The following is a 22,574-nucleotide window of genomic DNA, read 5'->3' as shown; positions in this document are numbered from 1 at the left end:
CTCATCGAGGAGGAGGACGTTGGCGCTGGACGCCACGATGGTGGCGAGGGCCAGACGGGTCTTTTCGCCACCGGAGAGAACGCCTGCAGGCTTGTCGACGTCGTCGCCAGAGAAGAGGAATGAACCCAGGATGCCGCGGACTTCGGCATCCTTCATGTCCGGCGCAGAAGAGCGCATGTTCTCCAGGACAGTGCGGTCGACGTCGAGCGTTTCATGTTCCTGGGCGTAGTAGCCCACCTTGAGGCCATGCCCGGGGATGATGTCGCCCGTGTCCGGCTTGTCGACGCCGGCCAGCATCCGCAGGAGGGTGGTCTTACCTGCGCCGTTGAGGCCCAGGATGACTACCTTGGAACCGCGGTCAATGGCCAGGTCCACATCCGTGAAGATTTCCAGAGAGCCGTAAGACTTGCTCAATCCCTCTGCTGTCAGAGGGGTCTTGCCGCAAGGAGAGGGATCCGGGAAGCGCAGCGCGGCCACGCGGTCGTTCTCGCGTACAGCCTCCAGCCCGCTCAGGAGGCGCTCGGCACGCTTGGCCATGTTTTGCGCAGCGACTGCCTTGGTGGCCTTGGCCCGCATCTTGTTGGCCTGGTCGATCAAGACCTGGGCCTTCTTCTCCGCGTTGGCACGTTCACGCTTCCGGGCGCGTTCGTCCGTTTCGCGCTGGAGCAGATAGCGCTTCCAGTCCATGTTGTAGTAGTCGATCTGGGCTCGGTTTGCGTCCAGCAGATAGACCTTGTTCACCGTTGCTTCCAGCAGTTCGGTGTCGTGGCTGATCACGATCAAGCCACCCTGGTGGTTCTTCAGGAAGTCGCGCAGCCAGGTGATGGAGTCGGCATCGAGGTGGTTTGTGGGTTCGTCGAGGAGAAGTGTCTCGGCGTCGGAGTACAGGATTCGCGCCAATTCAACACGGCGTCGCTGGCCACCGGAAAGGGTCTTCAACGGCTGGTTAAGAAGACGGTCAGGCAGTGCGAGGTTGGAGGAGATCGCAGCGGCCTCGGCCTCGGCCGCGTAGCCGCCACCGGCTAGGAATTCAGCTTCCAGACGGTCATAGCGGTTCATGGCTTTGCGCTGGACGGCAGCGTCGTCGCTGGCCATGTCGTCGTGGGCTTTTTTGAGCTTTCCCACTACGACGTCCAAGCCGCGCGCAGAAAGGATACGGTCGCGGGCAAGCTGCTCCATGTCCGGAGTCCGCGGGTCCTGCGGAAGATAGCCGATTTCACCGCTGCGGGTGACTTTGCCGCCTGCGGGAAGGCCTTCACCGGCGAGGACCCGGGTGAGGGTTGTCTTGCCGGCGCCGTTGCGTCCGACGAGGCCAATCTTGTCCCCTTTGTCCACCCTGAAGTTGACCTGGTCCATGAGCAGGCGTGCGCCGGCGCGGAGTTCGAGGTCCTGGACGGTAATCAATTCGGGTGATGCCTTTCAATGGGGAACGCTCGCGGGGACCGGTGGGTCCGATAAGTGCGGCGGGATGCGGCCGTGAGAACAGCCTGTCCAAGTCTACCGGTCCCCCGGCCGCGGGCTGACATCGGGCCTCACAAGAGAAAACTGTGCCAACAGCCAAAGAATTCCCGTCGGGCTTTGTGGAGAGGCTCCAAAATCCCACCAACCATCCCTCCGTACTCTCGATGGGAGGGGAAAGAAGAAGACCATCATCACATCGCATCACACCCGATTGGACCCATCATGAGCCAGACCAACACTGCCCAAGAGCAGAAAAAGCCGATGTCCCGTAAACGCTGGACTGCCACCGACCTCGGCCTCATTGCAGTGTTCGCTGCCCTCGTGGCCGCTTCCGCGATCGTTCCCGGCATCCCTGTGGGTGCCCTGGGTGTGCCTATCACGTTGGTGACCCTGACAGTGATGCTCAGTGGCTTGGTGCTCGGCGCCGGACGGGGTTTCGCCGCCGTCGGGCTTTATGTCCTGCTGGGGCTGGCAGGGCTGCCGATCTTCAGCGGCGGGCGCAGCGGACCCGGCATACTGGCAACACCTTCAGCCGGATACATCATTGCGTTCCCGCTGGCTGCCGCAGCAACGGGTTACCTGGCGGCGATCATCATCCGCCGGACGGTGAAGTTCCGTGCGCTGTGGCTCTTCGGGGCCACCATGGTGAGCAGCATCGTGGTTATCCACGCACTGGGCGTCCTTGGCATGATGGTCAACGCCAAGTTGGACTTCACCAAGGCTTTCCTCGCCGATCTTCCGTTTGTCCCCGGCGATATCCTTAAGAACGTCCTGGCTGTCGTCATCGCCATGGCAATCCACAAAGCCTTCCCGGATGTGCTGGTACGTCGGGTCAAGTAAACGGGAACAATCGATCCATGAATTCCATCAGTTTCACTGGGGTATCGGTGCGCGTCGCGGTTGACGGCAGCCCCACACCCAAAACCCTGCTCCACGAGTTTTCCCTGGAGCTGACCGAACGCCGGATCGGCGTGATCGGTGCCAACGGATCGGGGAAGTCCACCCTGCTGCGGCTGGTGAATGGCTTGGTTGAGCCGAGCGCCGGCCGGGTCATGGTCCACGGTGGGAACACTGTTGAGGACGTCCGCCGTGTAAGAGGCAAAGTCGGTTTCGTTTTTACCGATCCACTGTCCCAGCTGGTGATGCCCACGGGCAGGGAAGACGTTGAGCTTTCCCTGCGCCGGTCCATCAAGAACTCCACAGCACGGGCGGCCCGGGCGGAAATGGTCCTGGAACGCTTCGGGCTGCTGCACCTGGCTGATCAGAGTATCTACGAACTCTCCGGCGGCGAACGGCAGTTGCTGGCCCTGGCCGCAGTCCTGGCCGTGGACCCGGCGGTACTGGTCCTTGACGAACCATCCACCCTTCTGGACCTCCGGAACCGTGAACTCCTGCGGGAAACAGTCGCAGGATTGGACCAGCAGGTGATGATGTCTACGCATGATTTGGACCTCGCGCTCGACATGGATCGGGTGTTGGTGGTGGAGTCGGGACGTATCGTGTTCGACGGCGGGGCAGCCGAGGGCGTCGCCGTTTACCGCGCGCTGTGCGCGGCTCCCCTTCAGGATGCCCCATCGGGTGACGTTTCCAGGTGAGGGGCCATGGCTTCCTGATCGCGAACTATGTCCGCGGCAACTCGATCATCCACCGCACTCCCCTGTTGCTGAAGTTCCTGGTGGTTGCTGCTTGCGGAGCGGCGTCATTCCTCATAGTGGACTGGGCGGTGTCCTTGGCGATCTTCACCACCATGTGCGGGCTGTTCATTATGACTGGCGCCGGTCCCCGCCGCCTTCTGCGGGCCATCTGGTTGGTGACGCCCATCCTCTTGGTCATCGGCCTTTTCCAGTGGTGGCAGCTTGGGGCTCCCACCGCAGCCCGCATCGTGCTGAACATACTGGTGTGCGTGGTGGCAGCGTCAGTGCTGACCGCCACTACGCCCGTCCAGGACCTGTTGGATGGCGTGGTGGTGCTGGCAAAACCGTTCCGGCGTTTCGGCGCCGACCCCGAACGCTTCGCTTTGACCATTGCAGTGATGCTCAGGAGCATTCCCTTTATTGCGGGCGCATTTTCAGATGTGCGGGATTCAGCGCGGGCGCGCGGGCTTGAACGCAATCCGCGGGCGCTGGTGCTCCCGGTCTTCATCACTACCGTGGCGTACGCCCGGCAAACAGGCGACGCCCTGGCAGCCCGTGGGCTGGGAGAACCGGAAGACGGCGAACCGGAAGATGCGTTAATGCACGGCTAGAGCCTTGAGTACCGCAGGAGCGCTGCGGTTCCCATGCCCCCGGCAATGCTGATCATGGCCAACGCCAGGGCGCTCGTCCCCTTTGCTGCAAATCTGCCGCGTGCCTGCGCCATCAAACGCGTTACCAGAACCGCCCCCGAAGCGCCGTAGCCGTGCCCAAGCGCCAGGGCGCCGCCGTCCAGGTTGGCCATGGCAGGATCTATGCCCAGGAAATCCAGGCACGCGATGGTTTGGGAAGCAAACGCCTCGTTGAACTCAACCAGATCAACTTCTCCCGCACGCAGAGAGTGGCGGCCAAGGAGTCGCTTGGCGGCGTGTGCAGCGCCGATGCCAAGGAGTTCGGGATCGACCCCGGCGGTATCACACCCCAGTACCAGCAACCCGTCCGTTGCGCCCAGCGAACGGGCGCGCTCCAGCGACGTGACGACGACGGCGGATGCTGCGTCCGCGTCGAAGCAGGAGTTCCCTGCAGTGACCGTTCCATCAGGCACAAACGCCGCAGGGAACCTGGCCATCAGCGACGGCCGCAACGTGGCCCTGGGCCCGTCGTCGGAGTCCACCAGCTTACGACTGCTCTTGAGCGGCACTATTTCAGCCGAAAAAAGCCCCGCTTCGGCAGCCTCTACCGCCCGTCTGTGGCTCCGCAGCGCATACTCGTCCTGGCGCTCACGTGTCACGCCAAACGCCCGGGCAACGTTCTCAGCGGCAACACCCATGTCGGGGTCCCCGAACTGTGGCGGCACAAAGCTGGCCCTCGAGTAGAAGTCGAGTCCGCCGTCGTCGTTCCTGTTGGCCCGTGCCGGCGCGGTACTGATGCTCTCAACGCCGCCCGCCAGGTACAACGGCTGATCCCCGGCTGCTACCAGCCTCGAGGCCAGCGCGATGGCATCAAGGCCGGAACCGCATTGCCTGTCAACGGTTAGGCCCGGCACCGTGGTGGGCAATCCGGCTTGGAGGGCAGCGTACCGGGCCACATTTCCCCCGCCGCCCACCGCGTTTCCAACGATGACGTCGTCCACGTCCGCCGGGTCCAAAGATGCTGTTTCCAGCAGGGAAGCGAGCACAGGTGCCAGAAGGTCCGGGGCACGGAAGTGTTTCAGTTGACCGTTGGCGCGGCAAATCGGAGATCGAAGCGCGGTGATGATGATCGGTTGCCGGGATTCGTCGACTTCCATGGCTAGGCCCTCGCGCTACCCAAGAAGCTGCGCCCGGGGGTCGTGATTCTTGATCCAGTCGAGGAAAATCTTTCTGCTGACTTTGCCCCGGTCCGTCAACGGCAACTCCCCCAACAAGTAATACTGTAGCGGCCACTTGTCACGTGCCAGCAGCCCGTCCAGGCCGGTGCGGAGTTGGGTGGCAGTGACCGAGCCGCAGGCAGGCACGACGCCGGCAACCACCTTTTGGCCGCGGATATCGTCAGGCGCTCCGGCGGCGACCGCAAAATCCACACCCGGTACCGAAGCCAGGGCAAGCTCCACCTCATGAGGGTAGACGTTCTTTGCCGAGGTGATGATCATGTCGGAGCGGCGCCCAAGGATATGGAGGATGCCTTCCTCAAGGAAACCCTGGTCCCCCACGGTGTACCAACCATCGAGACATCTCAGGGCTTGCCCATCGTCGCCCCAAAGATAGCCGTTGCTGACCATGCCGCTGCGGACGCAAATGTTTCCCTGTCCGCCGTCCGGCCGGGGTTGGCCGGCATCATCCAGGATTCTCAGTTCGACCCCCGGGAAAGGCAGGCCGATCCCTGTTCCGCCGGAATCCAAAGGTTCCCCGGCCGCCAAGCGGGTGCCTGAGACGAAACTCAATTCGGAGGCACCGTAATACTCGTAGAGGGATGCATGGGGTGCCCAACGCCGGGCAGCCTCCAAGGTGCGGGCGTCCAGCTTGGAGCCGGCACAAATGATGCTGCGGAGTCCGGAGGCATCAACATCCCCCGCCAGTCCCCGCTCGCTGAGCAACCGCAAGGCAGTAGGCGCCAGGACCAAGCGGGTGATGCCGTCATGAGTGATGGCAGCGTGGGCGGCTCCCACATCGAAAGTCTCAAGGGTATGGAAGGCCGCGCCGGCGAACAAACATTCCGAGAGCGCGTAAAGGTTGAGGCTGGCAGAAAGCGGGCCAGGAGCAAGGGTGCGGTCATCCTGCCGAAGGTCGAAAAACTCGATGGATGCCTCGAACGACGCCTGCCAGGAACGGCGTGAACGGGTGAAGGCCTTGGGGACCGACGTGGTGCCGGACGTCAGTCCGATGAGGAAGGTGCTGGAAGGTTCCCCATCCACTAAGTCCGTGCCGGCAGGTGTACCGGCCTCGACGATGCGCGACGTGACATCCTCGATCATCGGGGCAGGCCATTCGGGGTCCAGCACGGCACAGCGCCGCTCCCCCGCCACCGCAGCAGCGTAACGTTCCACAAAGCGGACAGAATTGGGCTCGGCAAGAACCGTAGTGGGGTTCGCATCGCCCAGCAGCGCTGCTGCGGCGTCGCGGAGTTCCACCCAGGTGAGCCGGTTGCTGCCCACAACCACCGCGGTGTCGTGAGGGCGTTCATCGGCCCAGTGCTGAAGTTTGTCCAGGAAAGGCATCCACAGAATTTTACGGCAGTGTCAGGCGGCGGGCACCAATAGTGACGTCTATTCTGACTGTATGAGTTTCAATGACGGCGCACAGCTTGACCCCTCCCAGGTGGAGGACCGACGCGGCAGTGGCATGGGCCGCGGGACAAAGATCGGCGGTGGTATTGGTGGCGGGATCGTGGTGCTGCTGTTGGCACTCTTCGGCATCAACCCCAACATCCTCGGGGACCTGACAGGCAGCGGAACCCAGCCTCCCGCCGTCGAAAGTGGTGGCCCCGGTGCCGCCCAGGAATGCCAGACCGGCGCTGACGCGGACAAGCGGCTGGACTGCCGGATCATTGGCACCGTCAACAGCCTCAATGCCTTCTGGCCTGATTACCTGGCCGATTACAACGTCCAGTACCCGCGGCCTGAGACTGTGATTTTCAGCCAGGCCACCAACACCGGCTGCGGTGCCGCTACCAGTGCCGTGGGCCCGTTCTACTGCCCTGCGGACACCACCGCCTATTTCGACCCCGGTTTCTTCGACGAATTGGTCACCCGCTTCGGTTCATCCGGAGGTCCGCTGGCGCAGGAATACGTGGTGGCCCACGAATTCGGGCACCATGTCCAGAACATCCTTGGCACCTTGGACAAGGCCCAGCAGGATCCCCAGGGTCCGCAATCCGGTGCCGTACGGGTGGAACTTCAGGCCGACTGCTTTGCGGGGCTGTGGGTCCGGCACGCCACCACCCAGACTGACGCGAGCGGGAAGCCTTTCCTTGATCCCTTGACCGAGCAAGACCTGCAGGATGCTTTGTCCGCCGCGTCCGCGGTCGGCGATGACCGCATCCAGGAGGCGGCTACCGGCCGGGTGTCTCCTGAATCGTGGACACACGGCTCCAGCGAACAGCGGCAGAAGTGGTTCTACCAGGGGTACACCACCGGTGACATCAACAAGTGCGACACATTCGGAGTAGCTGCGCCATAGAAGGAAGCTGCCCAGGAAGACTGCCAGGATGCCAACCGGCCCGGTTCCTTAGGGAGTTCCGGGCCGGTTTCGTTCAGGTGTTCCTTGGTTTCCTGAGAATGGCGCGTGTTACTTGCAGCTGACGTCTACTCGGTAGGTGTAATCACCCTCTCGATGGTCGGCAACAGAGACGCTCACCGTAGCGCTGCTGCCCTTGATCTTTGCCAGTGACCCATCCGGCCCGTACACCGCTCCAAGACTGCAGCCGGGCTGGCTGGAGACCTTGATGGAGTGCGTTCCCTGCTCCGTCGCCTCAAAGTGAGCTTCGTGATACGCCAACACCGATGGGTTCCACTCAGAGAACTTAACGTTGTGTGCACCGTTGGTGTCAGTCCACTCAGCGGCGTAGCCGTCCAGAGCAACGCCGTTCCTGAAGAAACGGACATCGATTTCAACGATCAGCGGGTTGCGGACCTTGAAGTTGTCCACCTTGCTGTATCGCGGGACAAAGCACTGCTTGTTGCCCGGTGCCTCGCAGTCGTACCTGTCCACTGGTGTGATCCATACTTTGTAGACCCCGCCGTTGTTGGGGGTATCCGCGAAGGGGAAAAGTTGGATCGTCGCGCCCCCATCTTCTCCGTCACTGCCCGTTGCATGCTCGCAGCCTCCGGCCGGAACTGCATCCTCGATGACACCAGAGCTATTGACCGTGACTTCACGGCAGCTGATGTCGTCGGTGGAAAGCAGCGTCTTGCCCGATGGATCCGTGACTTGGAAGTAGTAGTTTCCGGCGGGCAGTCCGGCAGCATCGTCAGGAGCGTTGATGCCAGGTCCACCGTTGAGATACACGTCTTCTTTAGCGTCGTATATATTCAGGTTCACCGGTACGCCGGACCCGTTCGTAGTGAAAATTGCGCCTGAGAGTTGGGAGCCCGCCGGGGGCGCCGCTGCCGCTGGCGGCACCAACAGTACGGCTGTGGCAATAGCAACAGCACTGGGTATTGCGAATTTGACTTTCATGGGAGTGCCTCTGATCGACGAGTTGTAATTGGTGCACCCGGACGCGCTCCCCGCACGGCCACTCCCCAGCCAGTAGACGCTGCCACCCTCCCGGAGGCAATGCTCCAAGAATGCAGAAATCACGCCTCGGATGGCCGCATCCTACTCCCCGGCAGCACCTCACGGTAGTGCTTGGGGTTCGCGGACTGAAACTTGCATAAATGGCAAAAGGAAGGGTTCCGGGCGGTCAGCCCGGAACCCTTCCTCATGGCCCGCCGAAGCGAGCGAAAAAATACTGATCAGATGTTGAACCCGAGGGCCCGCATCTGGTCCTTGCCGTCGTCGGTGATCCGCTCAGGACCCCATGGCGGCATCCATACCCAGTTCAGGCGCCAGTCATCAACGACGCCGTCCAGGGACTTGCCCACTTGCTCTTCAAGCACGTCCGTCAGCGGGCAAGCCGCCGTTGTCAGTGTCATGTCGATCAGGAGCGCGCCGTCTTCGTCGGAGTACTTCAGGCCATACAGAAGGCCCAGGTCCACTACGTTGACGCCGAGTTCGGGGTCAATGACGTCCTTGAGCGCTTCCTCGACGTCCTCGAGGCTGGTTCGCGCCGTGTTGATTTCGGTCATGGAACGATCCTAACTAGGCCTGCACGGCAGGAGCAACGGCCACGCCGGCGCCCGGGGCGTAGCGGTCGTAGCCCTCTTCTTCAAGACGGTCGGCGAGCTCGGGGCCGCCCTCTTCAACAACCTTGCCGTCAACGAAGACGTGGACGAAGTCCGGCTTGATGTACCGCAGGATGCGGGTGTAGTGGGTGATGAGCAGCGTGCCCATGTTGCCCTCTTCGTGAGCGCGGTTAACGCCCTCGGAGACAACCTTCAAGGCGTCGACGTCCAGGCCGGAGTCGGTCTCGTCGAGGATGGCGAACTTCGGCTTGAAGAGTTCGAGCTGCAGGATCTCAACACGCTTCTTCTCACCACCGGAGAAGCCTTCGTTGACGTTGCGCTGTGCGAAGTCGGCGTCGATACGCAGCTGCTGCATGGCAGCCTTGACGTCCTTGGTCCAAGTACGCAGGGCCGGAGCTTCGCCGTCGATTGCCGTCTTGGCAGTGCGCAGGAAGTTGGTCATGGTGACGCCGGGAACCTCTACCGGGTACTGCATGGCCAGGAAGACGCCTGCACGGGCGCGCTCGTCAACGCTCATTTCCAGCACATCTTCGCCGTCCAGCGTGATGGTGCCGCTCGTGACGGTGTAGCGCGGGTGGCCGGCGATGGTGGAGGCGAGGGTGGACTTGCCTGAACCGTTGGGGCCCATGATGGCGTGCGTTTCACCGGTCTTGATGGTGAGGCTGACGCCCTTCAGGATCTCCTTGGTGCCCTGCTCCGTCTCGATGCTGACGTGCAGGTCCTTGATTTCAAGAGTTGACATGCTCTTCTTTCTTTCCGTTCGTAAGTCTGGCGGTACTGGGCGCTCAGTAGTGATCTACCGAAGCGCCGTTCACAACGTTGGTCACGTCCACATAAACGTCGTCTCCGTCGATGGTGACGGCGAAAACGGGGACGGGGTCGTAAGCAGGCAGCTGGAGGGGCTGTCCACTGCGGAGGTCAAACTGGGAACCATGTCCCCAGCATTCGATCGCGCAGCCTTCAACCTCACCCTCGGACAACGAGATGTCCGCGTGCGAGCAGGTATCGGCGATGGCGTGGATCTCGCCCATTGAATCCTTCACGATGGCTACGGGATAGTCATCGATCAGGACGCGCAGCGCTTGCTTGACCTGGATGTCATTGGCGTTGCATACCAGCTCGCCCTTGGCTTCTTCACTCATTGTTGCTCTGCCTGGCCTGTCTTAGTTGTCGGTCGCGGCGAGTTCGCGCTCAACAGCTGCGGTCAGGCGCTCTTCGATTGCCGGAACCTTGATCTGCTGGATGATCTCGTTGAGGAAGCCTCGGACCACCAGGCGGCGGGCAACCTTTTCGGGGATGCCGCGGGCCATGAGGTAGAACAGGTGCTCGTCGTCGAAACGGCCGGTGGCGCTGGCGTGGCCCGCACCCTCGATCAAGCCGGTTTCAATTTCAAGGTTGGGCACAGAGTCGGCGCGGGCACCGTCGGTGAGTACCAGGTTGCGGTTGGCCTCGTAGGTATCCGTGCCTTCTGCTTCCTTGCGGATCAGGACGTCGCCAACCCACACGCTGTGGGCATTGCGGCCCTGCAGCGCACCCTTGTAGAGGACACGCGACTTGCAGTTAGCCACTGCATGGTCAACGAACAGGCGCTGCTCAAGGTGCTGGCCGGCGTCGGCGAAGTACAGGCCGAACATTTCGACGTCGGCACCCGGTGCGGTGAAGCGCGTGGAGGGCGTGACGCGAACGAGGTCGCCGCCAAGGCTGACAACGATGTGCTTGAACTTGGCATCGCGGCCGATCTTTGCCTGCTGCGATGAGGCGTGAACAGCGTTATCTGCCCACTCCTGCAACGAGACAACGGTCAGCTCAGCGCCGTCTTCAACGATGATTTCCACGTTCTCGGAGACAACCGCGGAACCCTGGTGGTCCAGGACAACAACGGCCTTGGAGAACCGCTCTGCCACAATCACGATGTGCTGGGCAGAGGGAGCCTCTCCCGCACCGGTGATCAGGACGGAAACTTCACTCTCGGCCTGCAGTTCCGCAGGAACGGTGACAACCGTCGCCTCGGCGAAGTTCTCCCACGCATTGGCGGACACGAGGTCCTCCGGGATGGCTGCCTGCCCGATGCGCTGGTCATCGCGGCCAACCGTTTCAACAACGACGCCGGCTGGTGCGGTGACGCTGACAGCCGGAGCTGCGCCGTTGAGGACTTCGGTGTGAAGGCCGCGCAGTCGCTTCAACGGAGTGAAGCGCCAGTCTTCCTCAAGACCGTTCAACGGCTTGAAGTCTGCCAGCTTGTAGGAGGTCAGACGCCCTGCACGGGAGCTGTCGGGGATGCCTACGCCGCCACCATGTGAGTGGCTCTTGGCCGAAGCGCCGCCGAGCGGACCAGCAGAAGGCTGCTCCGACGTCGTGCTGGTGTTGGTTCCGGTGTTGACGGGCGAGAGGTTCTCGCCTTCCTCGGTGAAACCGTTGATAAACGGCTGGGCCGAGGGCGCGCCGATGCGTGCCTTTTCAGTAGTGATATCAGTCATTGTTAACCGACGGACCCTTCCATCTGCAGTTCAATCAGGCGGTTCAGCTCAAGAGCGTATTCCATGGGCAATTCCCGGGCGATCGGCTCAATGAAGCCGCGCACGATCATGGCCATGGCCTCGTCTTCAGGCATGCCGCGGGACATCAGATAGAAGAGTTGCTCTTCGCTGACGCGGGAAACCGTGGCCTCGTGGCCCATCACAACGTCATCCTCGCGGATATCGATGTACGGGTACGTGTCCGAACGGGAAATGGTGTCCACCAGGAGGGCATCACAGCGGACCGTGTTGGCCGAGTGCTTGGCACCCTCGCGGACCTGGACCAAGCCGCGGTATGCAGCACGACCACCACCGCGGGCTACGGACTTGGAAATGATGGAGCTCTTGGTGTTCGGCGCAATGTGAACCATCTTCGAGCCGGTGTCCTGGTGCTGGCCCTCGCCGGCGAAAGCGATGGACAGGGTCTCTCCCTTGGCGTGCTCGCCAACAAGGTAGACGGCCGGGTACTTCATGGTCACCTTGGAACCGATGTTGCCATCGATCCATTCCATGGTGGCGCCCTCTTCGCAGATGGCGCGCTTGGTAACGAGGTTGTACACGTTGGTGGACCAGTTCTGGATGGTCGTGTAGCGGACGCGGGCGCCCTTCTTCACGATGATCTCCACAACAGCGGAGTGCAGTGAGTCCGAGGTGTAGATCGGAGCCGTGCAGCCTTCGATGTAGTGAACGTAGGAGTCCTCATCGGCGATGATCAGCGTGCGCTCGAACTGGCCCATGTTTTCGGTGTTGATGCGGAAGTAGGCCTGCAGCGGGATGTCTACGTGGACGCCCTTGGGTACGTACACGAAGGAACCGCCGGACCATACGGCCGTGTTGAGCGAGGCAAATTTGTTGTCGCCCACCGGGATGATGGTGCCGAAGTACTCCTGGAAGATCTCCGGGTGCTCACGCAAAGCGGTATCGGTATCCAGGAAGATGACGCCCTGGGCTTCCAGGTCTTCGCGGATCTGGTGGTAGACAACCTCGGACTCGTACTGGGCAGCAACGCCCGAGACCAGACGGCTGCGCTCAGCTTCGGGGATGCCGAGTTTTTCGTAGGTGTTCCGGATGTCTTCCGGAAGGTCTTCCCACGTTGCCGCCTGCTTCTCGGTGGAACGCACAAAGTACTTGATGTTGTCGAAGTCGATGCCGGAGAGGTCTGCACCCCAGGTCGGCATGGGCTTGCGGTCAAAGTACTTCAGGCCCTTGAGGCGCAGGTCGAGCATCCATTCGGGCTCGTTCTTCTTCGAGGAGATGTCACGGACAACCTCCTCGCTGAGGCCACGACGGGCGTTGGCGCCTACGTCGTTCTTGTCGGCCCAGCCGTACTCGTAGTTTCCGATACCGTGCAGTTCGGGATTCTTCTCCAGAATCTCCGAGATCACAGTGCCGTCAGCTACCGCTTTCTCTGCTATTTGGTCCGTCATCACGGCCTTTCTTGCTGGTTGTTTGATTCCTGGTACGGGTTCCCGGGCTGCTCTGCGGCATCTGGGGATGCCGTGGCAGCCGGGCGCCCGGTAGGTATGTGGGTGGTGCAGACGTGTCCGCCCTGCGCGAGTGTGGAGAGGCGCCGGACATCGACGCCCACCAAGCGCGAGAAGACCTTGGTCTCGGTATCGCAAAACACCGGAAACTCTGCCGCCAACCGTTGGATGGGGCAGTGGCCCTGGCACAGCTGGACGCTGGACAAGGCAGCAGGCAGGGGTGCTTTGGCCTCAATGGAATGCGCGGACGCAACAAAGCGATCACGGCTCAGGGCCTTGGAAAGCGCCATGGCACGGGCGGTGATGTCATCACCGGCTGCCTCCACTTCGGGGGCGTAGCGCCGTTCCATGTCCGAGAAGCGTTCCTCGGCATACTCACGGACGGCCTCTTCACCGGCGAGTTCCTGGAGGCGCCGGAGTGCGGAGCTGGCAATGTTCAAGTAGTCGTCACCCAGGGTGGACTGCCCCTGGGAGCTCAGGACGTAGCGACGCGCAGGACGTCCTGCTCCGGAACCTGCCTTGGCCACACGCTTGACCTCGATCACGCCGCTGCGTTCCAAATGGTCAAGGTGGCGGCGGACTGCGGCCGGTGTGAAGCCGAGAAGATCACCAAGTTCCGCGGCACTCACCGGGCCGTTCTCCAGAACGGCGCTCAGGACACGGTCCCTGGTGCGGTCATCCGCGTCCGGCAGCGCAGGCGGGGCAACGAAGGCCTCTGCCGCTGCAGCATGCCGTGTTGAGGGCATGGAAGTTGGACTGCTCATGGAATACACAACACAATCATGTCGTAATTTGTTTCATGCATCCAGTAAGGCAAGACTGACCTCAGTAGCCCGCCAAGTGTGACCGTACTACTTCACGTAGAATACTCTGGTGCGCTCACCCGAATCCCCTGTCCTCACCATAGACGGACTCATTAAGGATGTAGGCCCCCTGGCCTCCCTTGACGGCAAAATGCTCCGGGTAGTCAGCGAACTCTCCCTTGTAGCCGAGCGCGGCCAGGTGACCGCGCTGCTCGGTGCCAATGGAGCAGGCAAGACCACCACCCTTGAATGTGCACAGGGATTGCAGAAGCGGACCGGCGGGAGCATCTCGCTCCTTGGTGCAGACCCTGATACAGCAGGCGCCGACTTGAGGTCCCGCGTAGGCGTGATGCTCCAGGACGGCGGGTTGCCGCCGTCGGCCCGTCCCATACCGCTGTTGCGGCACGTCGCCGGCATGTACAAAAACCCCATGGATGTTGACGCGCTGGTGGAACGGCTGGGAATCGGCCAATTCAGCAGAACCAGCGTGCGCAGGCTTTCCGGCGGTCAAAAACAACGGTTGGCTCTGGCAGCTGCCCTGGTGGGCAACCCGGAGATTCTGTTCCTTGATGAGCCCAGCGCGGGTCTCGATCCGCAATCGCGCCAGATGGTTTTCGACCTGATCGCCGAACTTCGCGACGCCGGCATGGGAATCGTCCTGACCACGCACCTGATGGATGACGCCGAGCGCCTTGCCGACTACGTCTACATCATTGACGGCGGTCATAACGTGGTGGAAGGCACCGTCGCGGAACTGCTGCGCCACGACCACGCCACGGATTCCGCCGTGACGGAACGCACGCTCTATTTCGATGCGCCGGGCGGACTCGACTTCGTCGGAGCCTTGGGGGCAGGCCTTCAGGTCACTGAGACCCGCTCCGGAAGTTACTCCATCACAGGCGCCATCACGCCCAAAGACCTCGCAACTCTGACTGCTTGGTGGGCGGAACGGAACATCATGCCTGCCTCGCTCCGCCTGGAAGCCCGTAGCCTTGAAGACGTGTTCCTGGACATTTCCGGAAGGGACCTCCGATGAGCAAGCTCCTCTCGCCCAATGCGGGACCGGCATCGCTTCCGCGCCGCATCATGCAGCAGGGCCGCTATGAAACCATCACCATGCTGCGTAATGGTGAACAGCTGATTCTTGCCATCGTTTTGCCTCTCATGGCCTTGGTAGGACTGGTAGTGACTCCCCTGCTGGATGGTTTAGGGGGATCACGTGTGGACATTGCCACACCGGGCATCCTGGCACTTTGTGCAATGTCCACGGCCTTTACCGGTCAAGGCATTGCCACGGGCTTTGACCGTCGCTACGGAGTTCTCCGGTTCCTCTCCACCACGCCACTGGGCAGGGGTGGGCTGATTGCCGGGAAGATCCTCGCCGTACTGGTGGTCCTTTTTCTGCAGGTCCTGGTGGTCGGCGCCGTTGCCGGCTTCCTGGGATGGCAACCCCGGCCCGAGGCCTGGCTGCCCGGGCTCGGGCTGCTGATTCTGGGCGCTGCTGCCTTTACTGCGCTCGGCTTGCTGGTGGCCGGCACTGTGCGTCCGGAAGCTACTTTGGCTATCACCAACCTTTTGTGGATACTGCTGGGGGCCCTGGGCGGGATCGTTGTTCCCGCCGATCGATTGCCCTCGTTGCTTCAAGGCATCGTCCATTTCCTTCCGTCCGGTGCCCTGGGCCAGGCGCTCCGTGATGCTTTCCTCGTGGGTGCTGTACCTTTCCCCGCCGTCCTGGTCCTTTTGCTGTGGACGGTACTCGCCGGCGCTGCAGCCATCCGCTGGTTCAAGTGGAACTAATCCGACCGGGCACCACCAACAATGCAGAACTGAGAAGTGAGAAAACTGTGAGCACGGCATCGCGCCTTCCCAAAACCATTCAGCAGTTCACGTCCAAGTTGCCCACCGAGGTTAACAAGGCCGTCCGCCGCCTGGCTCTGCTGTCTCTCATCGGGCAGACAGTCCTGGTGGTGACCGGTGGTGCGGTGCGCCTTACCGCGTCCGGTTTGGGTTGCCCCACCTGGCCACGATGCACCAATGACTCGCTGGTCAACACCCCGGAAATGGGTATCCACGGTTTCATCGAATTCGGCAACCGTCTGCTGACCTTTGCCCTCGCCGCCGTCGCAGCATTGATGCTGGTGTACTTGTGGAACCTCCGCAAAGAACGCCGCGACCTGTTCATCCTCGCCTTGGGCCTGCTGGCAAGCATTCCGGCCCAAGCCATCATCGGTGGCATTACGGTTTTGTCGGGCCTCAACCCCTGGGTCGTCGGACTGCACTTCCTTGTCTCCATGGCCTTGGTGGTTTTCGCAACGCTGCTGGTCAACCGGGCCTACGGGCGCGCCGGAAGCTTCATGAACCGGACCCTGCCGGGCCTGCCCGCCGTCGCACGTCCCGTGATGCTGGCTGTTGCTGTCTTCTCCGCACTCTCGGTGATGCTCGGCGTCGTAGTCACCGGCGCAGGTCCCCACGCCGGGGACGCCGACGCGCCCCGAAACGACCTCGATTGGGACCTTTTCTCCCACATCCACGCCGTGCCCGCCTACCTCATCACTGCGGGAACACTGTTCGCGGTGTACTTGGTTTTCCGACACAAAATCGACGGTCCATTCAGAACGGCGGCATACCTGCTGCTGGGCGTGACACTGCTGCAGGCCGTCATCGGCTTCACCCAGTACTACAACGGAATTCCGGCTCTCTTGGTTGGAGCGCACATGTTTGGGGCAGCCGTCCTCATGAGTGCAGCCACCAACGCAGCTGACCTCGCGAAGCACAGCCCGGTACGTCGGTAGATCTCCTAAGCCCGGATCAGGTGCGCCGGGTTGGAACGCGTGGCCAGTACGGCTGGGTACACAGCGGATAAGGTGCCGCTGGTAAGTCCGGCCCCTATGCCCCACAGCGACGCATACCAAGGAAGCACAGCGGCCCAACCTTCAAGGGATGCGTAGGCCATCACAGCAACCATGCCTGCTGCTGCGCCTGCAGCTCCCCCTAATATGCCCACCACAGCACCTTCGGTAAGGAACATTGAGGCGAGCACTCTTCGACGCATGCCCAAGGCAAGTCGAAGTGCAATCTCACTGGATCGCGCCAACACCCCTAGGTACATGGTGGTGCCGGCGCTGAGGCAAGCCATGGCGAGCAGGATGACGGAGACAACGGCTACCAGCCTGCCGAGGTCCGTATTGATCCCTTGTTTGAGTTCCCGGAGGTCGGCCACCGTTCGCACCTCTACGGTCCCGGGTTCAGCAGGGTTGAGGGCTTTTGGAAGGGCCTCAGCGATGGCTGCCGGCATCCCTGGACCCGTCCGAAGGACCAGGCTGGCTGCCACGTTGTCGGTCAAAGAGTAGGACCCGACTCCCACCATGACCGCTGACGGCAGAATCGGGTCACGGCCCGGTTCATCAATAATCCCTACCACCGGGACTGGCTGGCCGTACAGCCAAACTACGACGCCGGGTCCCGGTTTTCCGATTCCCAGCTCACTGGCGGCGTTCTGGCCCAGGATTGCGACGGGACCACCGAATGATTGGTCGAGCAAGGCGGCATCACCGTAGGACAGGGTCGCGCCTTGGAGCCTAAGGTACGCAGAGTCAATGATCCGGACTGCGCCGTTGAAAGTCGGTTGTTCAGGAAAGGACGCGGGCCGAAAGGTGGATGGCTGCACCACTGACGATGAGAGTTCGGCGATGACGCCGGCATCAAGCACCCCGGAGAGCCTTCTGGAGGCATCGAGGTCGCTGCTGATGGCTTCCCACGATGGATAACCGGCCGAACGCGTCACTCTGACTTCGTCGCTCGCCGCTGCATCGATCCGCGTGGACACCTTGACTGAGGCACTCTCGCTCAGCCCGATGGCCGCAACCAACCCTCCGCTGCCAAGGAGAAACGCCATGATCAGCAGAAGGGCTTTAGCTGGGCGAACGGTCAACCCGGAGAGCGCGTCGGCAACGGCATCTGCTGCCTCATGGCGCAGGCTTCGGCCGAAGGCACGTTTGCTTTCGGGATGTTCTGTTGTTGGTGCTGGAATGCTGGCGGTGTCCTTGAGGTGTCCGGTGTCCTGGATGATGGCTCCATCGCGCATCGTGATGATGCGGTCCGCTGCCGCCGCGATACCGGGATCGTGGGTCACCAGGGCCACAGTGGTCCCGGCATCACTAAGCTCGCGGAGATGCTGGATGACGATCTTGCCGTTCCCGGTGTCCAGGCTGCCTGTGGGTTCGTCTGCCAGGACAACCTTTGGCGTTCCGATTACTGCCCGTGCCATAGCCAGGCGTTGACGCTCTCCCCCGGACAACAGCGACGCCGGGGTTGCCGCCCTATGTGCGAGCCCAAATCTCTTCAGCGCGGGCATGACCATTTGTTTCTGGACCTTGATACCTACGCCCCGCACACGCAGCCCCAACACGGCGTTGCGGGCCGTGGCGTCCCGACCCACCATATGTGATTCCTGGAAGACGAAGCCGAAAACATCGGCCCGTAGGGCTGCTTTTTGCCTAACGTTGAGATCTGCGACGTTTACATCCCTGATCCGATAAGAACCCCCGGTAGGTGTGTCCAAGAGGCCGAGGACGTTAAGCAGCGTGGACTTTCCTGAACCGGAGGGACCTACAATGGCAACAAACTCGCCCTCGTGGATATCGAGGTCCACGTCCATCAGCGCCATCGCGCCGGGGAAACCGCGGTCAATGCCACGCAGGCTGAGGATGGGCACGCGCTTCGCATGTCCGGACGATTCCCGGGATGGCAGGGCCGCCTTCATTGGAGTTTCACCTGATCCCCAACAACCAGGCCGTCAACGTCCGCAATGGCTGCCCACCCATCCACCTGCGCGGTAACTTTCACCTCCAAGCGGCGGGGCTCGCCGTTGCCTTCGATCAGGAGGTAGGGGATCCCGCCGTCCTGACGAATCGCTATGAGGGGAACTGCGAGGGACTCTGCCACTGCAGCACCTGCAGCCATGGTAACTGATTGTCCGGCAGCGAATCCCTGTGCCCCCGGCGGCAACGCTACGGTGACATCTTTTCCAGGGACTTCATTCTTGCCTTGGTCACCCTCCAGAAAGCCGCTGACCTGCACCACTGCGGTGTCCAGAACTGTTGAACCGGCTCTGACCGTTACGGGCGTACCCACCACGAAACTCTCGGCCTGGACAACGTCCGCGCGGGCAACAAAGGAGTCGTCAGCGATCCTGATCCGGGCCACGACCCCGTCCTCGGCCAAGATGGAACCGGGTCCGGCGATGGACGCTACAGTGCCACTATCACCGGGGACCTGGACAAATTCCCGCCAGCGAAACATGACATCCGGCGAGTTCTTCGATGCTGCATCACCAGCTTCCTCCTGCGGGAGCGGAACGGGGGCTTTGAACCCTGCGGCCCGGTACCACGACGCCAGTGCCTGCTGAGTAGCCCGGTCAAAGGTTCCGGTTGTGGCGCACGGGTAACCGAACCCTGCCAAAACCTCTTGGAGTGCTTTGACATCGGGACCAGAGTCGCTTGGGCTGATGTCCCTATACAACGGCACGCTGCTGGGTAGTAACAACAGCGGCCTCCCCGAGACGACCGCCAGTAACTCACCGGAAACCACGCGGCTCCCGGCCTCTTTTGCCACGCCCGTTACCACCAGCCTGTCAACGCCTGCGGCCGGACTGGCATGAAGGGTGGCCTGGGCTCCTGGAACGACTTTCCCGGATAGAACCACCTGTTCGGCCACTGCACGGCGTTCTACCGTAGCCGAAACCGGAACCACTGCAGCAAGTGGCGGTGCCGGCTCCGACCCTGCCGTTGTCGATGTTCCTGCCCAATAGGCGCCGCCCAAACCCGTCAGTACCACCAGTAATGCTGCAGGTACGAGCCACCACCGCGGGACGCGCCTCATACCGCGTTCCACCAGGAGCGAATCAGAGTCTTGCATCAGCCACGCCGTGATCCCGCAAAATCTGTTTGGCACGCTCCACTGCGCCCACCTTCTCTTCCGCCAAGGCGTTGAGTTCGGCTTGGTGGTCGATCATCTGCGCGGCCTGGTACTCAGCCAGGAGGTCATACGGCTTCCTGGCCCCGCCGCTGGCGTCCTTGCAGTCTAGATCCAAGAGGGCAACCCGTATCTCATCCTCCTTGGAGCCGCCGGATTGCAAGCTCCACGAACCTTGTTCCGAAAGTTTGATGCCTTTGGCGGCCAGGCATTCCTCCCAGCTCTTCCGGTAAGCCAAGTACTCCGAATCGAGCTCTGTCAGGACCACGGCGTTCCGAGTGATTTGACTCTGCAAGGAGGCATCACCAGCCAGGCCGTCCAGGAGTTCGGGCAAGCCTGCCCTGCCCACGGAATTAGTGCACTTCGCTTCCGTTTCCTGCTGCCTTGTGCTGAGGGGTGGGCGCTCCGGCTGCTCATCCATCACGCCGGGAATCACCCTGATCTCCGGCACGGCACCGTTTCTGGCAGCCAACGAGCGGGACCACTGACCATATCTGTAGTCCTGCAGGGCTTTACCTGCACCTCCCCACGGGGCCACCGTGAACCCGGCATCTTCTACGCAGTCGTAGATGAGGAATGCCACTGCCGTATTGACCAGGACGTTCTCTCCGTCTGAGTACCAGTAGGCACTCATGGGAAGGACAACTTCGCCGGTGCTTTCATTGAGAGTTGCCCTTGCTCCTGCTCCGGCAGCGCGATCCACTGCAGGCAGGCTGACCGTCGTCGTTGCGGTGGTCGACGATGCCGGCGGGCCCGAACAGGCCACGCCGCAAAGCACGACAACAGCCAGTGTCGCCGCGACCGCCAAAACTGAATGAAAAGTGGGAGATCGCACGGCTAACCCCAGATGCTGGAGATTTCGTCATCCCAGGCTGTACGCAGGAATGCTTTCACTTTTTCCCCAATGCTCGTGCGTGGTGGAACAGCTCTGTTCCACCACGAACACTAGGTTGCGCACGTCACCACCTAGACGGCATTTCCTCAAACTAGGTGGCGCTCCGGCAAGAATTAGGTGCCGAATAGCCCCAAACTAGGTGCTGCGTTGGGGCCTCTAGGTGCTGGCCCTCAGCGACCCAAGGCCGAGCCGTCCTCATCAGCCATACTGGTCATGTGCAAATGACGGCAGTGTTTGTGGAAGGCGAGAGTGACCGTCTGGCCGTGAACGCATTGGCCCGGCGCCTTGGTTATGACCTGCAAAAGCACCACGTCTCCATCGTTCCGATGGGTGGGGCCACCAACATTGTCCACTTCCTCGACCGTTACGGCCCGCAAGGGGAAAACCATCGGCTGCTGGGTCTCTGCGATTCCGGAGAATCCCGGGGCATCGCCCGCGCCTTCAGCAGGGCCGGTATCGGGGCCGCTTCCTTGAACGACCTGGGGTTCCAGGTCTGTGAGGCTGATTTGGAGGATGAACTTATTCGTTGCCTGGGCGTCGATGAGGTGATCAACGTGATCGCCGGTCAGGGTGAGTTTGGCTCGTTCGAACTTCTCCAGCGACAACCCTCGTTGCGGGATCTATCTGTTGAAGCGCAACTGCGGAGGTTTTTCGGTGGGCGCAGCGGCAATAAAATCCGGTACGCGCCCCTGCTGGTGTCTGCGCTGCCCTCCGGCAAGGCACCACCCCCGCTGGCTCGCTTGGTGGCATCTCTTGATATGTGAGACAGCGTTGGGTTCAAGCCCGTGGGTTGTGAGACAGCGTTGGGTTCAAGCCCGTGGGTTGTGAGACAGCGTTGGGTTCAAGCCCGTGGGATGTGAGACAGCGTCTGCGGGTTGGTGGTAGAACAGCGACGCCGGCACCGACCACTCAAGCAAGGTGGCGGGTACCGGCGTCGAACGTTAAAACGCGAGCGACTTGCGAACCTAGCCGCCGACGATCGCTGAGCCGATGAACGGGTCAACGGCCAGCGCGATGAAGAGCAATGTCAGGTAGCTGATGGAGCCGTGGAAGACCTTCATGGCTCCCTTGTTGGAGACGTCCCCGCCCTGCGCGCGCTTGTACAACGCGTGGCTCTCGTAGAGGAACCACGCGCCGGCCGCAACGGCAACGATCGTATAAACCCATCCGGCCCCGCCAACCGGGACCATCAAGAGCGAGCAGGCCACCATGGCCCAGGCGTAGAGGACAACCTGGACTGAAACCACCTTGGCTCCGGCGATGGCACCAAGCATGGGCACCTTGGCGTTGCGGTAGTCCTCGCCGTAACGCATGGACAGGGGCCAGTAGTGCGGCGGCGTCCAGAGGAAGATCACCATGAACAGCACAATGGCAGGCCACTCCACAGTGTTGGTCACGGCCGCCCAGGCGATCAGGACAGGGAAGCATCCGGCAGCTCCGCCCCAGACGATGTTCTGGGCGGTGCGGCGCTTCAGGATCATGGTGTAAATAACCACATAGAACACAATGGCGCCAAGGCCCAGCCAGGCGGAAAGCGGGTTGGCCCCGAACCACAGGATGGCGATGGACGCCGCGCCGAGAATCCAGGCGAAGACCAGTGCCTCTCGCGGCGTCACTTCTCCGGTTACCAACGGGCGCTTCTCGGTGCGGTGCATGAGTTTGTCGATGTCGCGGTCGATGTAGCAGTTGAAGACACCGGCGCTGCCTGCCGCGAAAGCTCCGCCGACGAGTGTAGCGAGAATCAAGCCTATGGAGGGAAAACCGCGCTGGGCGAAGATCATGGTGGGCAGGGTGCTCACCAGGAGGAGTTCGATGACCCGCGGTTTTGTGAGTGCCAGATACGCCTTGAACTTACGGGAAATTCCGATGCTTCCCCGGGCCGGGGACGCGTTGAGGGGCGTATCAGTTGTGCTCACGGCGGCAGTCACTCTGTTCTATGCTCTGGGGTTCTCGCAGCGGCTGCCGTCCCGGTCTTCGAAAGCTGACA

22 protein-coding genes are annotated in these 22,574 nt (G+C 61.9%); 8 read left to right on the top strand and 14 right to left on the bottom strand.

Features of this window, described 5'->3' with window-relative positions; all coding sequences use genetic code 11:
• On the bottom strand, nucleotides 1-1,404 hold a 1,404-nt coding region (locus HP499_RS05755; protein WP_172322941.1), incomplete at its 3' end, for an ABC-F family ATP-binding cassette domain-containing protein.
• 279 nt (nucleotides 1,405-1,683) lie between these two features.
• Between HP499_RS05755 and HP499_RS05750 the strand changes: the two genes are divergently transcribed.
• The 3 genes from HP499_RS05750 to HP499_RS05740 are packed head-to-tail and all read left to right on the top strand — an operon-like array spanning nucleotide 1,684 to nucleotide 3,706.
• Nucleotides 1,684-2,301 carry a biotin transporter BioY gene (locus HP499_RS05750; RefSeq protein ID WP_172322940.1) on the top strand — a complete coding sequence of 206 codons (618 nt, stop codon included), beginning with the start codon at nucleotides 1,684-1,686 and terminating at the stop codon, nucleotides 2,299-2,301.
• 17 nt (nucleotides 2,302-2,318) lie between these two features.
• Nucleotides 2,319-3,056, top strand: a complete 738-nt coding sequence (locus HP499_RS05745; RefSeq protein WP_172322939.1) for an energy-coupling factor ABC transporter ATP-binding protein — start codon at nucleotides 2,319-2,321, stop codon at nucleotides 3,054-3,056.
• On the top strand, nucleotides 3,053-3,706 hold the full coding sequence (locus HP499_RS05740; protein WP_172322938.1) for an energy-coupling factor transporter transmembrane protein EcfT: 654 nt from the start codon (nucleotides 3,053-3,055) through the stop codon (nucleotides 3,704-3,706). Before HP499_RS05745 ends, HP499_RS05740 begins: the two co-directional genes overlap by 4 nt.
• On the opposite strand, the gene HP499_RS05735 is transcribed toward HP499_RS05740, so the two are convergent.
• A complete protein-coding gene (locus HP499_RS05735) occupies nucleotides 3,703-4,881 on the bottom strand; it encodes a thiolase family protein (RefSeq protein ID WP_172322937.1) in 1,179 nt (392 codons plus the stop codon). The two genes, HP499_RS05740 and HP499_RS05735, sit on opposite strands and share 4 nt — an antisense overlap.
• 15 nt (nucleotides 4,882-4,896) lie before the next feature.
• On the bottom strand, nucleotides 4,897-6,288 hold the full coding sequence (locus tag HP499_RS05730; protein WP_172322936.1) for a class I adenylate-forming enzyme family protein: 1,392 nt from the start codon (nucleotides 6,286-6,288) through the stop codon (nucleotides 4,897-4,899).
• Between the two features lie 61 nt (nucleotides 6,289-6,349).
• On the opposite strand from HP499_RS05730, the gene HP499_RS05725 reads away from it, so the two are divergent.
• Nucleotides 6,350-7,249, top strand: coding sequence for a neutral zinc metallopeptidase (locus HP499_RS05725; RefSeq protein ID WP_172322935.1), 900 nt, complete (start codon nucleotides 6,350-6,352; stop codon nucleotides 7,247-7,249).
• Nucleotides 7,250-7,357: 108 nt separating this feature from the next.
• Here the strand turns inward: HP499_RS05725 and HP499_RS05720 are convergent, their stop codons facing one another.
• The 7 genes from HP499_RS05720 to HP499_RS05690 all read right to left on the bottom strand — a co-directional run bounded on the left by HP499_RS05720 (nucleotide 7,358) and on the right by HP499_RS05690 (nucleotide 13,680).
• Nucleotides 7,358-8,248, bottom strand: coding sequence for a hypothetical protein (locus HP499_RS05720; RefSeq protein ID WP_172322934.1), 891 nt, complete (start codon nucleotides 8,246-8,248; stop codon nucleotides 7,358-7,360).
• Between the two features lie 278 nt (nucleotides 8,249-8,526).
• Nucleotides 8,527-8,859, bottom strand: a complete 333-nt coding sequence (locus HP499_RS05715; protein WP_011774796.1) for a metal-sulfur cluster assembly factor — start codon at nucleotides 8,857-8,859, stop codon at nucleotides 8,527-8,529.
• 13 nt (nucleotides 8,860-8,872) lie between these two features.
• Nucleotides 8,873-9,658 (bottom strand): Fe-S cluster assembly ATPase SufC, encoded by a 786-nt coding sequence (gene sufC / locus HP499_RS05710; protein WP_172322933.1) that lies wholly within the window; start codon nucleotides 9,656-9,658, stop codon nucleotides 8,873-8,875.
• 43 nt (nucleotides 9,659-9,701) lie between these two features.
• Nucleotides 9,702-10,058 carry a non-heme iron oxygenase ferredoxin subunit gene (locus HP499_RS05705; RefSeq protein ID WP_172322932.1) on the bottom strand — a complete coding sequence of 119 codons (357 nt, stop codon included), beginning with the start codon at nucleotides 10,056-10,058 and terminating at the stop codon, nucleotides 9,702-9,704.
• 21 nt (nucleotides 10,059-10,079) lie between these two features.
• A complete protein-coding gene (gene sufD / locus HP499_RS05700; protein ID WP_172322931.1) occupies nucleotides 10,080-11,393 on the bottom strand; it encodes a Fe-S cluster assembly protein SufD in 1,314 nt (437 codons plus the stop codon).
• A gap of 2 nt (nucleotides 11,394-11,395) precedes the next feature.
• A complete protein-coding gene (gene sufB, locus HP499_RS05695) occupies nucleotides 11,396-12,859 on the bottom strand; it encodes a Fe-S cluster assembly protein SufB (RefSeq protein WP_026540641.1) in 1,464 nt (487 codons plus the stop codon).
• Nucleotides 12,859-13,680, bottom strand: coding sequence for a metalloregulator ArsR/SmtB family transcription factor (locus tag HP499_RS05690; RefSeq protein WP_172322930.1), 822 nt, complete (start codon nucleotides 13,678-13,680; stop codon nucleotides 12,859-12,861). Before HP499_RS05690 ends, sufB begins: the two co-directional genes overlap by 1 nt.
• A 109-nt stretch (nucleotides 13,681-13,789) precedes the next feature.
• Here HP499_RS05690 and HP499_RS05685 point away from each other — a divergent pair, with 109 nt between their 5' ends.
• From HP499_RS05685 to HP499_RS05675, 3 genes are read left to right on the top strand one after another with little or no spacing between them, the layout of a single operon-like run.
• Nucleotides 13,790-14,755 (top strand): ABC transporter ATP-binding protein, encoded by a 966-nt coding sequence (locus HP499_RS05685; RefSeq protein WP_172322929.1) that lies wholly within the window; start codon nucleotides 13,790-13,792, stop codon nucleotides 14,753-14,755.
• On the top strand, nucleotides 14,752-15,516 hold the full coding sequence (locus HP499_RS05680; RefSeq protein WP_172322928.1) for an ABC transporter permease: 765 nt from the start codon (nucleotides 14,752-14,754) through the stop codon (nucleotides 15,514-15,516). Before HP499_RS05685 ends, HP499_RS05680 begins: the two co-directional genes overlap by 4 nt.
• 47 nt (nucleotides 15,517-15,563) lie before the next feature.
• Complete coding sequence (locus tag HP499_RS05675; RefSeq protein ID WP_172322927.1) at nucleotides 15,564-16,511, top strand: heme A synthase; 948 nt, start codon at nucleotides 15,564-15,566, stop codon at nucleotides 16,509-16,511.
• Nucleotides 16,512-16,516: 5 nt separating this feature from the next.
• Here the strand turns inward: HP499_RS05675 and HP499_RS05670 are convergent, their stop codons facing one another.
• Genes HP499_RS05670 through HP499_RS05660 form a run of 3 tightly spaced genes read right to left on the bottom strand, consistent with a single transcriptional unit; the run spans nucleotide 16,517 to nucleotide 20,395 of the window.
• Entirely contained in the window at nucleotides 16,517-18,481 is a 1,965-nt protein-coding gene (locus HP499_RS05670; protein WP_172322926.1) for an ABC transporter ATP-binding protein/permease, read from the bottom strand.
• On the bottom strand, nucleotides 18,478-19,635 hold the full coding sequence (locus HP499_RS05665; protein WP_172322925.1) for a peptidoglycan-binding protein: 1,158 nt from the start codon (nucleotides 19,633-19,635) through the stop codon (nucleotides 18,478-18,480). Before HP499_RS05665 ends, HP499_RS05670 begins: the two co-directional genes overlap by 4 nt.
• Nucleotides 19,622-20,395 carry a hypothetical protein gene (locus HP499_RS05660; protein ID WP_172322924.1) on the bottom strand — a complete coding sequence of 258 codons (774 nt, stop codon included), beginning with the start codon at nucleotides 20,393-20,395 and terminating at the stop codon, nucleotides 19,622-19,624. The genes HP499_RS05665 and HP499_RS05660 overlap by 14 nt, the downstream gene beginning before the upstream one ends.
• 413 nt (nucleotides 20,396-20,808) lie before the next feature.
• Here HP499_RS05660 and HP499_RS05655 point away from each other — a divergent pair, with 413 nt between their 5' ends.
• Complete coding sequence (locus HP499_RS05655) at nucleotides 20,809-21,351, top strand: TOPRIM nucleotidyl transferase/hydrolase domain-containing protein (RefSeq protein ID WP_216659769.1); 543 nt, start codon at nucleotides 20,809-20,811, stop codon at nucleotides 21,349-21,351.
• 201 nt (nucleotides 21,352-21,552) lie between these two features.
• Here HP499_RS05655 and HP499_RS05650 read toward each other — a convergent pair whose 3' ends face one another.
• On the bottom strand, nucleotides 21,553-22,515 hold the full coding sequence (locus HP499_RS05650; RefSeq protein ID WP_089595064.1) for a heme o synthase: 963 nt from the start codon (nucleotides 22,513-22,515) through the stop codon (nucleotides 21,553-21,555).
• Between the last annotated feature and the right edge of the window lie 59 nt (nucleotides 22,516-22,574).

It is taken from the genome of Paenarthrobacter sp. CM16 (assembly GCF_013179505.1).
In the GTDB taxonomy this organism is placed as follows: Bacteria; Actinomycetota; Actinomycetes; order Actinomycetales; family Micrococcaceae; genus Arthrobacter.
Note: the sequence above shows the minus strand (reverse complement) of the source record. Positions and strands in the feature narration are given on the sequence as shown.

What these genes read in the sequence shown, in the direction of transcription:
- HP499_RS05750 (WP_172322940.1), top strand. Translation starts at nt 1,684, where the DNA reads ATGAGCCAGACCAACACTGCCCAAGAGCAGAAAAAGCCGATGTCCCGT.
- HP499_RS05745 (WP_172322939.1), top strand. Translation starts at nt 2,319, where the DNA reads ATGAATTCCATCAGTTTCACTGGGGTATCGGTGCGCGTCGCGGTTGAC.
- HP499_RS05735 (WP_172322937.1), bottom strand. Translation starts at nt 4,881, where the DNA reads ATGGAAGTCGACGAATCCCGGCAACCGATCATCATCACCGCGCTTCGA.
- HP499_RS05730 (WP_172322936.1), bottom strand. Translation starts at nt 6,288, where the DNA reads ATGCCTTTCCTGGACAAACTTCAGCACTGGGCCGATGAACGCCCTCAC.
- HP499_RS05725 (WP_172322935.1), top strand. Translation starts at nt 6,350, where the DNA reads ATGAGTTTCAATGACGGCGCACAGCTTGACCCCTCCCAGGTGGAGGAC.
- HP499_RS05720 (WP_172322934.1), bottom strand. Translation starts at nt 8,248, where the DNA reads ATGAAAGTCAAATTCGCAATACCCAGTGCTGTTGCTATTGCCACAGCC.
- HP499_RS05715 (WP_011774796.1), bottom strand. Translation starts at nt 8,859, where the DNA reads ATGACCGAAATCAACACGGCGCGAACCAGCCTCGAGGACGTCGAGGAA.
- sufC (WP_172322933.1), bottom strand. Translation starts at nt 9,658, where the DNA reads ATGTCAACTCTTGAAATCAAGGACCTGCACGTCAGCATCGAGACGGAG.
- HP499_RS05705 (WP_172322932.1), bottom strand. Translation starts at nt 10,058, where the DNA reads ATGAGTGAAGAAGCCAAGGGCGAGCTGGTATGCAACGCCAATGACATC.
- sufD (WP_172322931.1), bottom strand. Translation starts at nt 11,393, where the DNA reads ATGACTGATATCACTACTGAAAAGGCACGCATCGGCGCGCCCTCGGCC.
- sufB (WP_026540641.1), bottom strand. Translation starts at nt 12,859, where the DNA reads ATGACGGACCAAATAGCAGAGAAAGCGGTAGCTGACGGCACTGTGATC.
- HP499_RS05690 (WP_172322930.1), bottom strand. Translation starts at nt 13,680, where the DNA reads ATGAGCAGTCCAACTTCCATGCCCTCAACACGGCATGCTGCAGCGGCA.
- HP499_RS05680 (WP_172322928.1), top strand. Translation starts at nt 14,752, where the DNA reads ATGAGCAAGCTCCTCTCGCCCAATGCGGGACCGGCATCGCTTCCGCGC.
- HP499_RS05670 (WP_172322926.1), bottom strand. Translation starts at nt 18,481, where the DNA reads ATGAAGGCGGCCCTGCCATCCCGGGAATCGTCCGGACATGCGAAGCGC.
- HP499_RS05665 (WP_172322925.1), bottom strand. Translation starts at nt 19,635, where the DNA reads ATGCAAGACTCTGATTCGCTCCTGGTGGAACGCGGTATGAGGCGCGTC.
- HP499_RS05655 (WP_216659769.1), top strand. Translation starts at nt 20,809, where the DNA reads ATGACGGCAGTGTTTGTGGAAGGCGAGAGTGACCGTCTGGCCGTGAAC.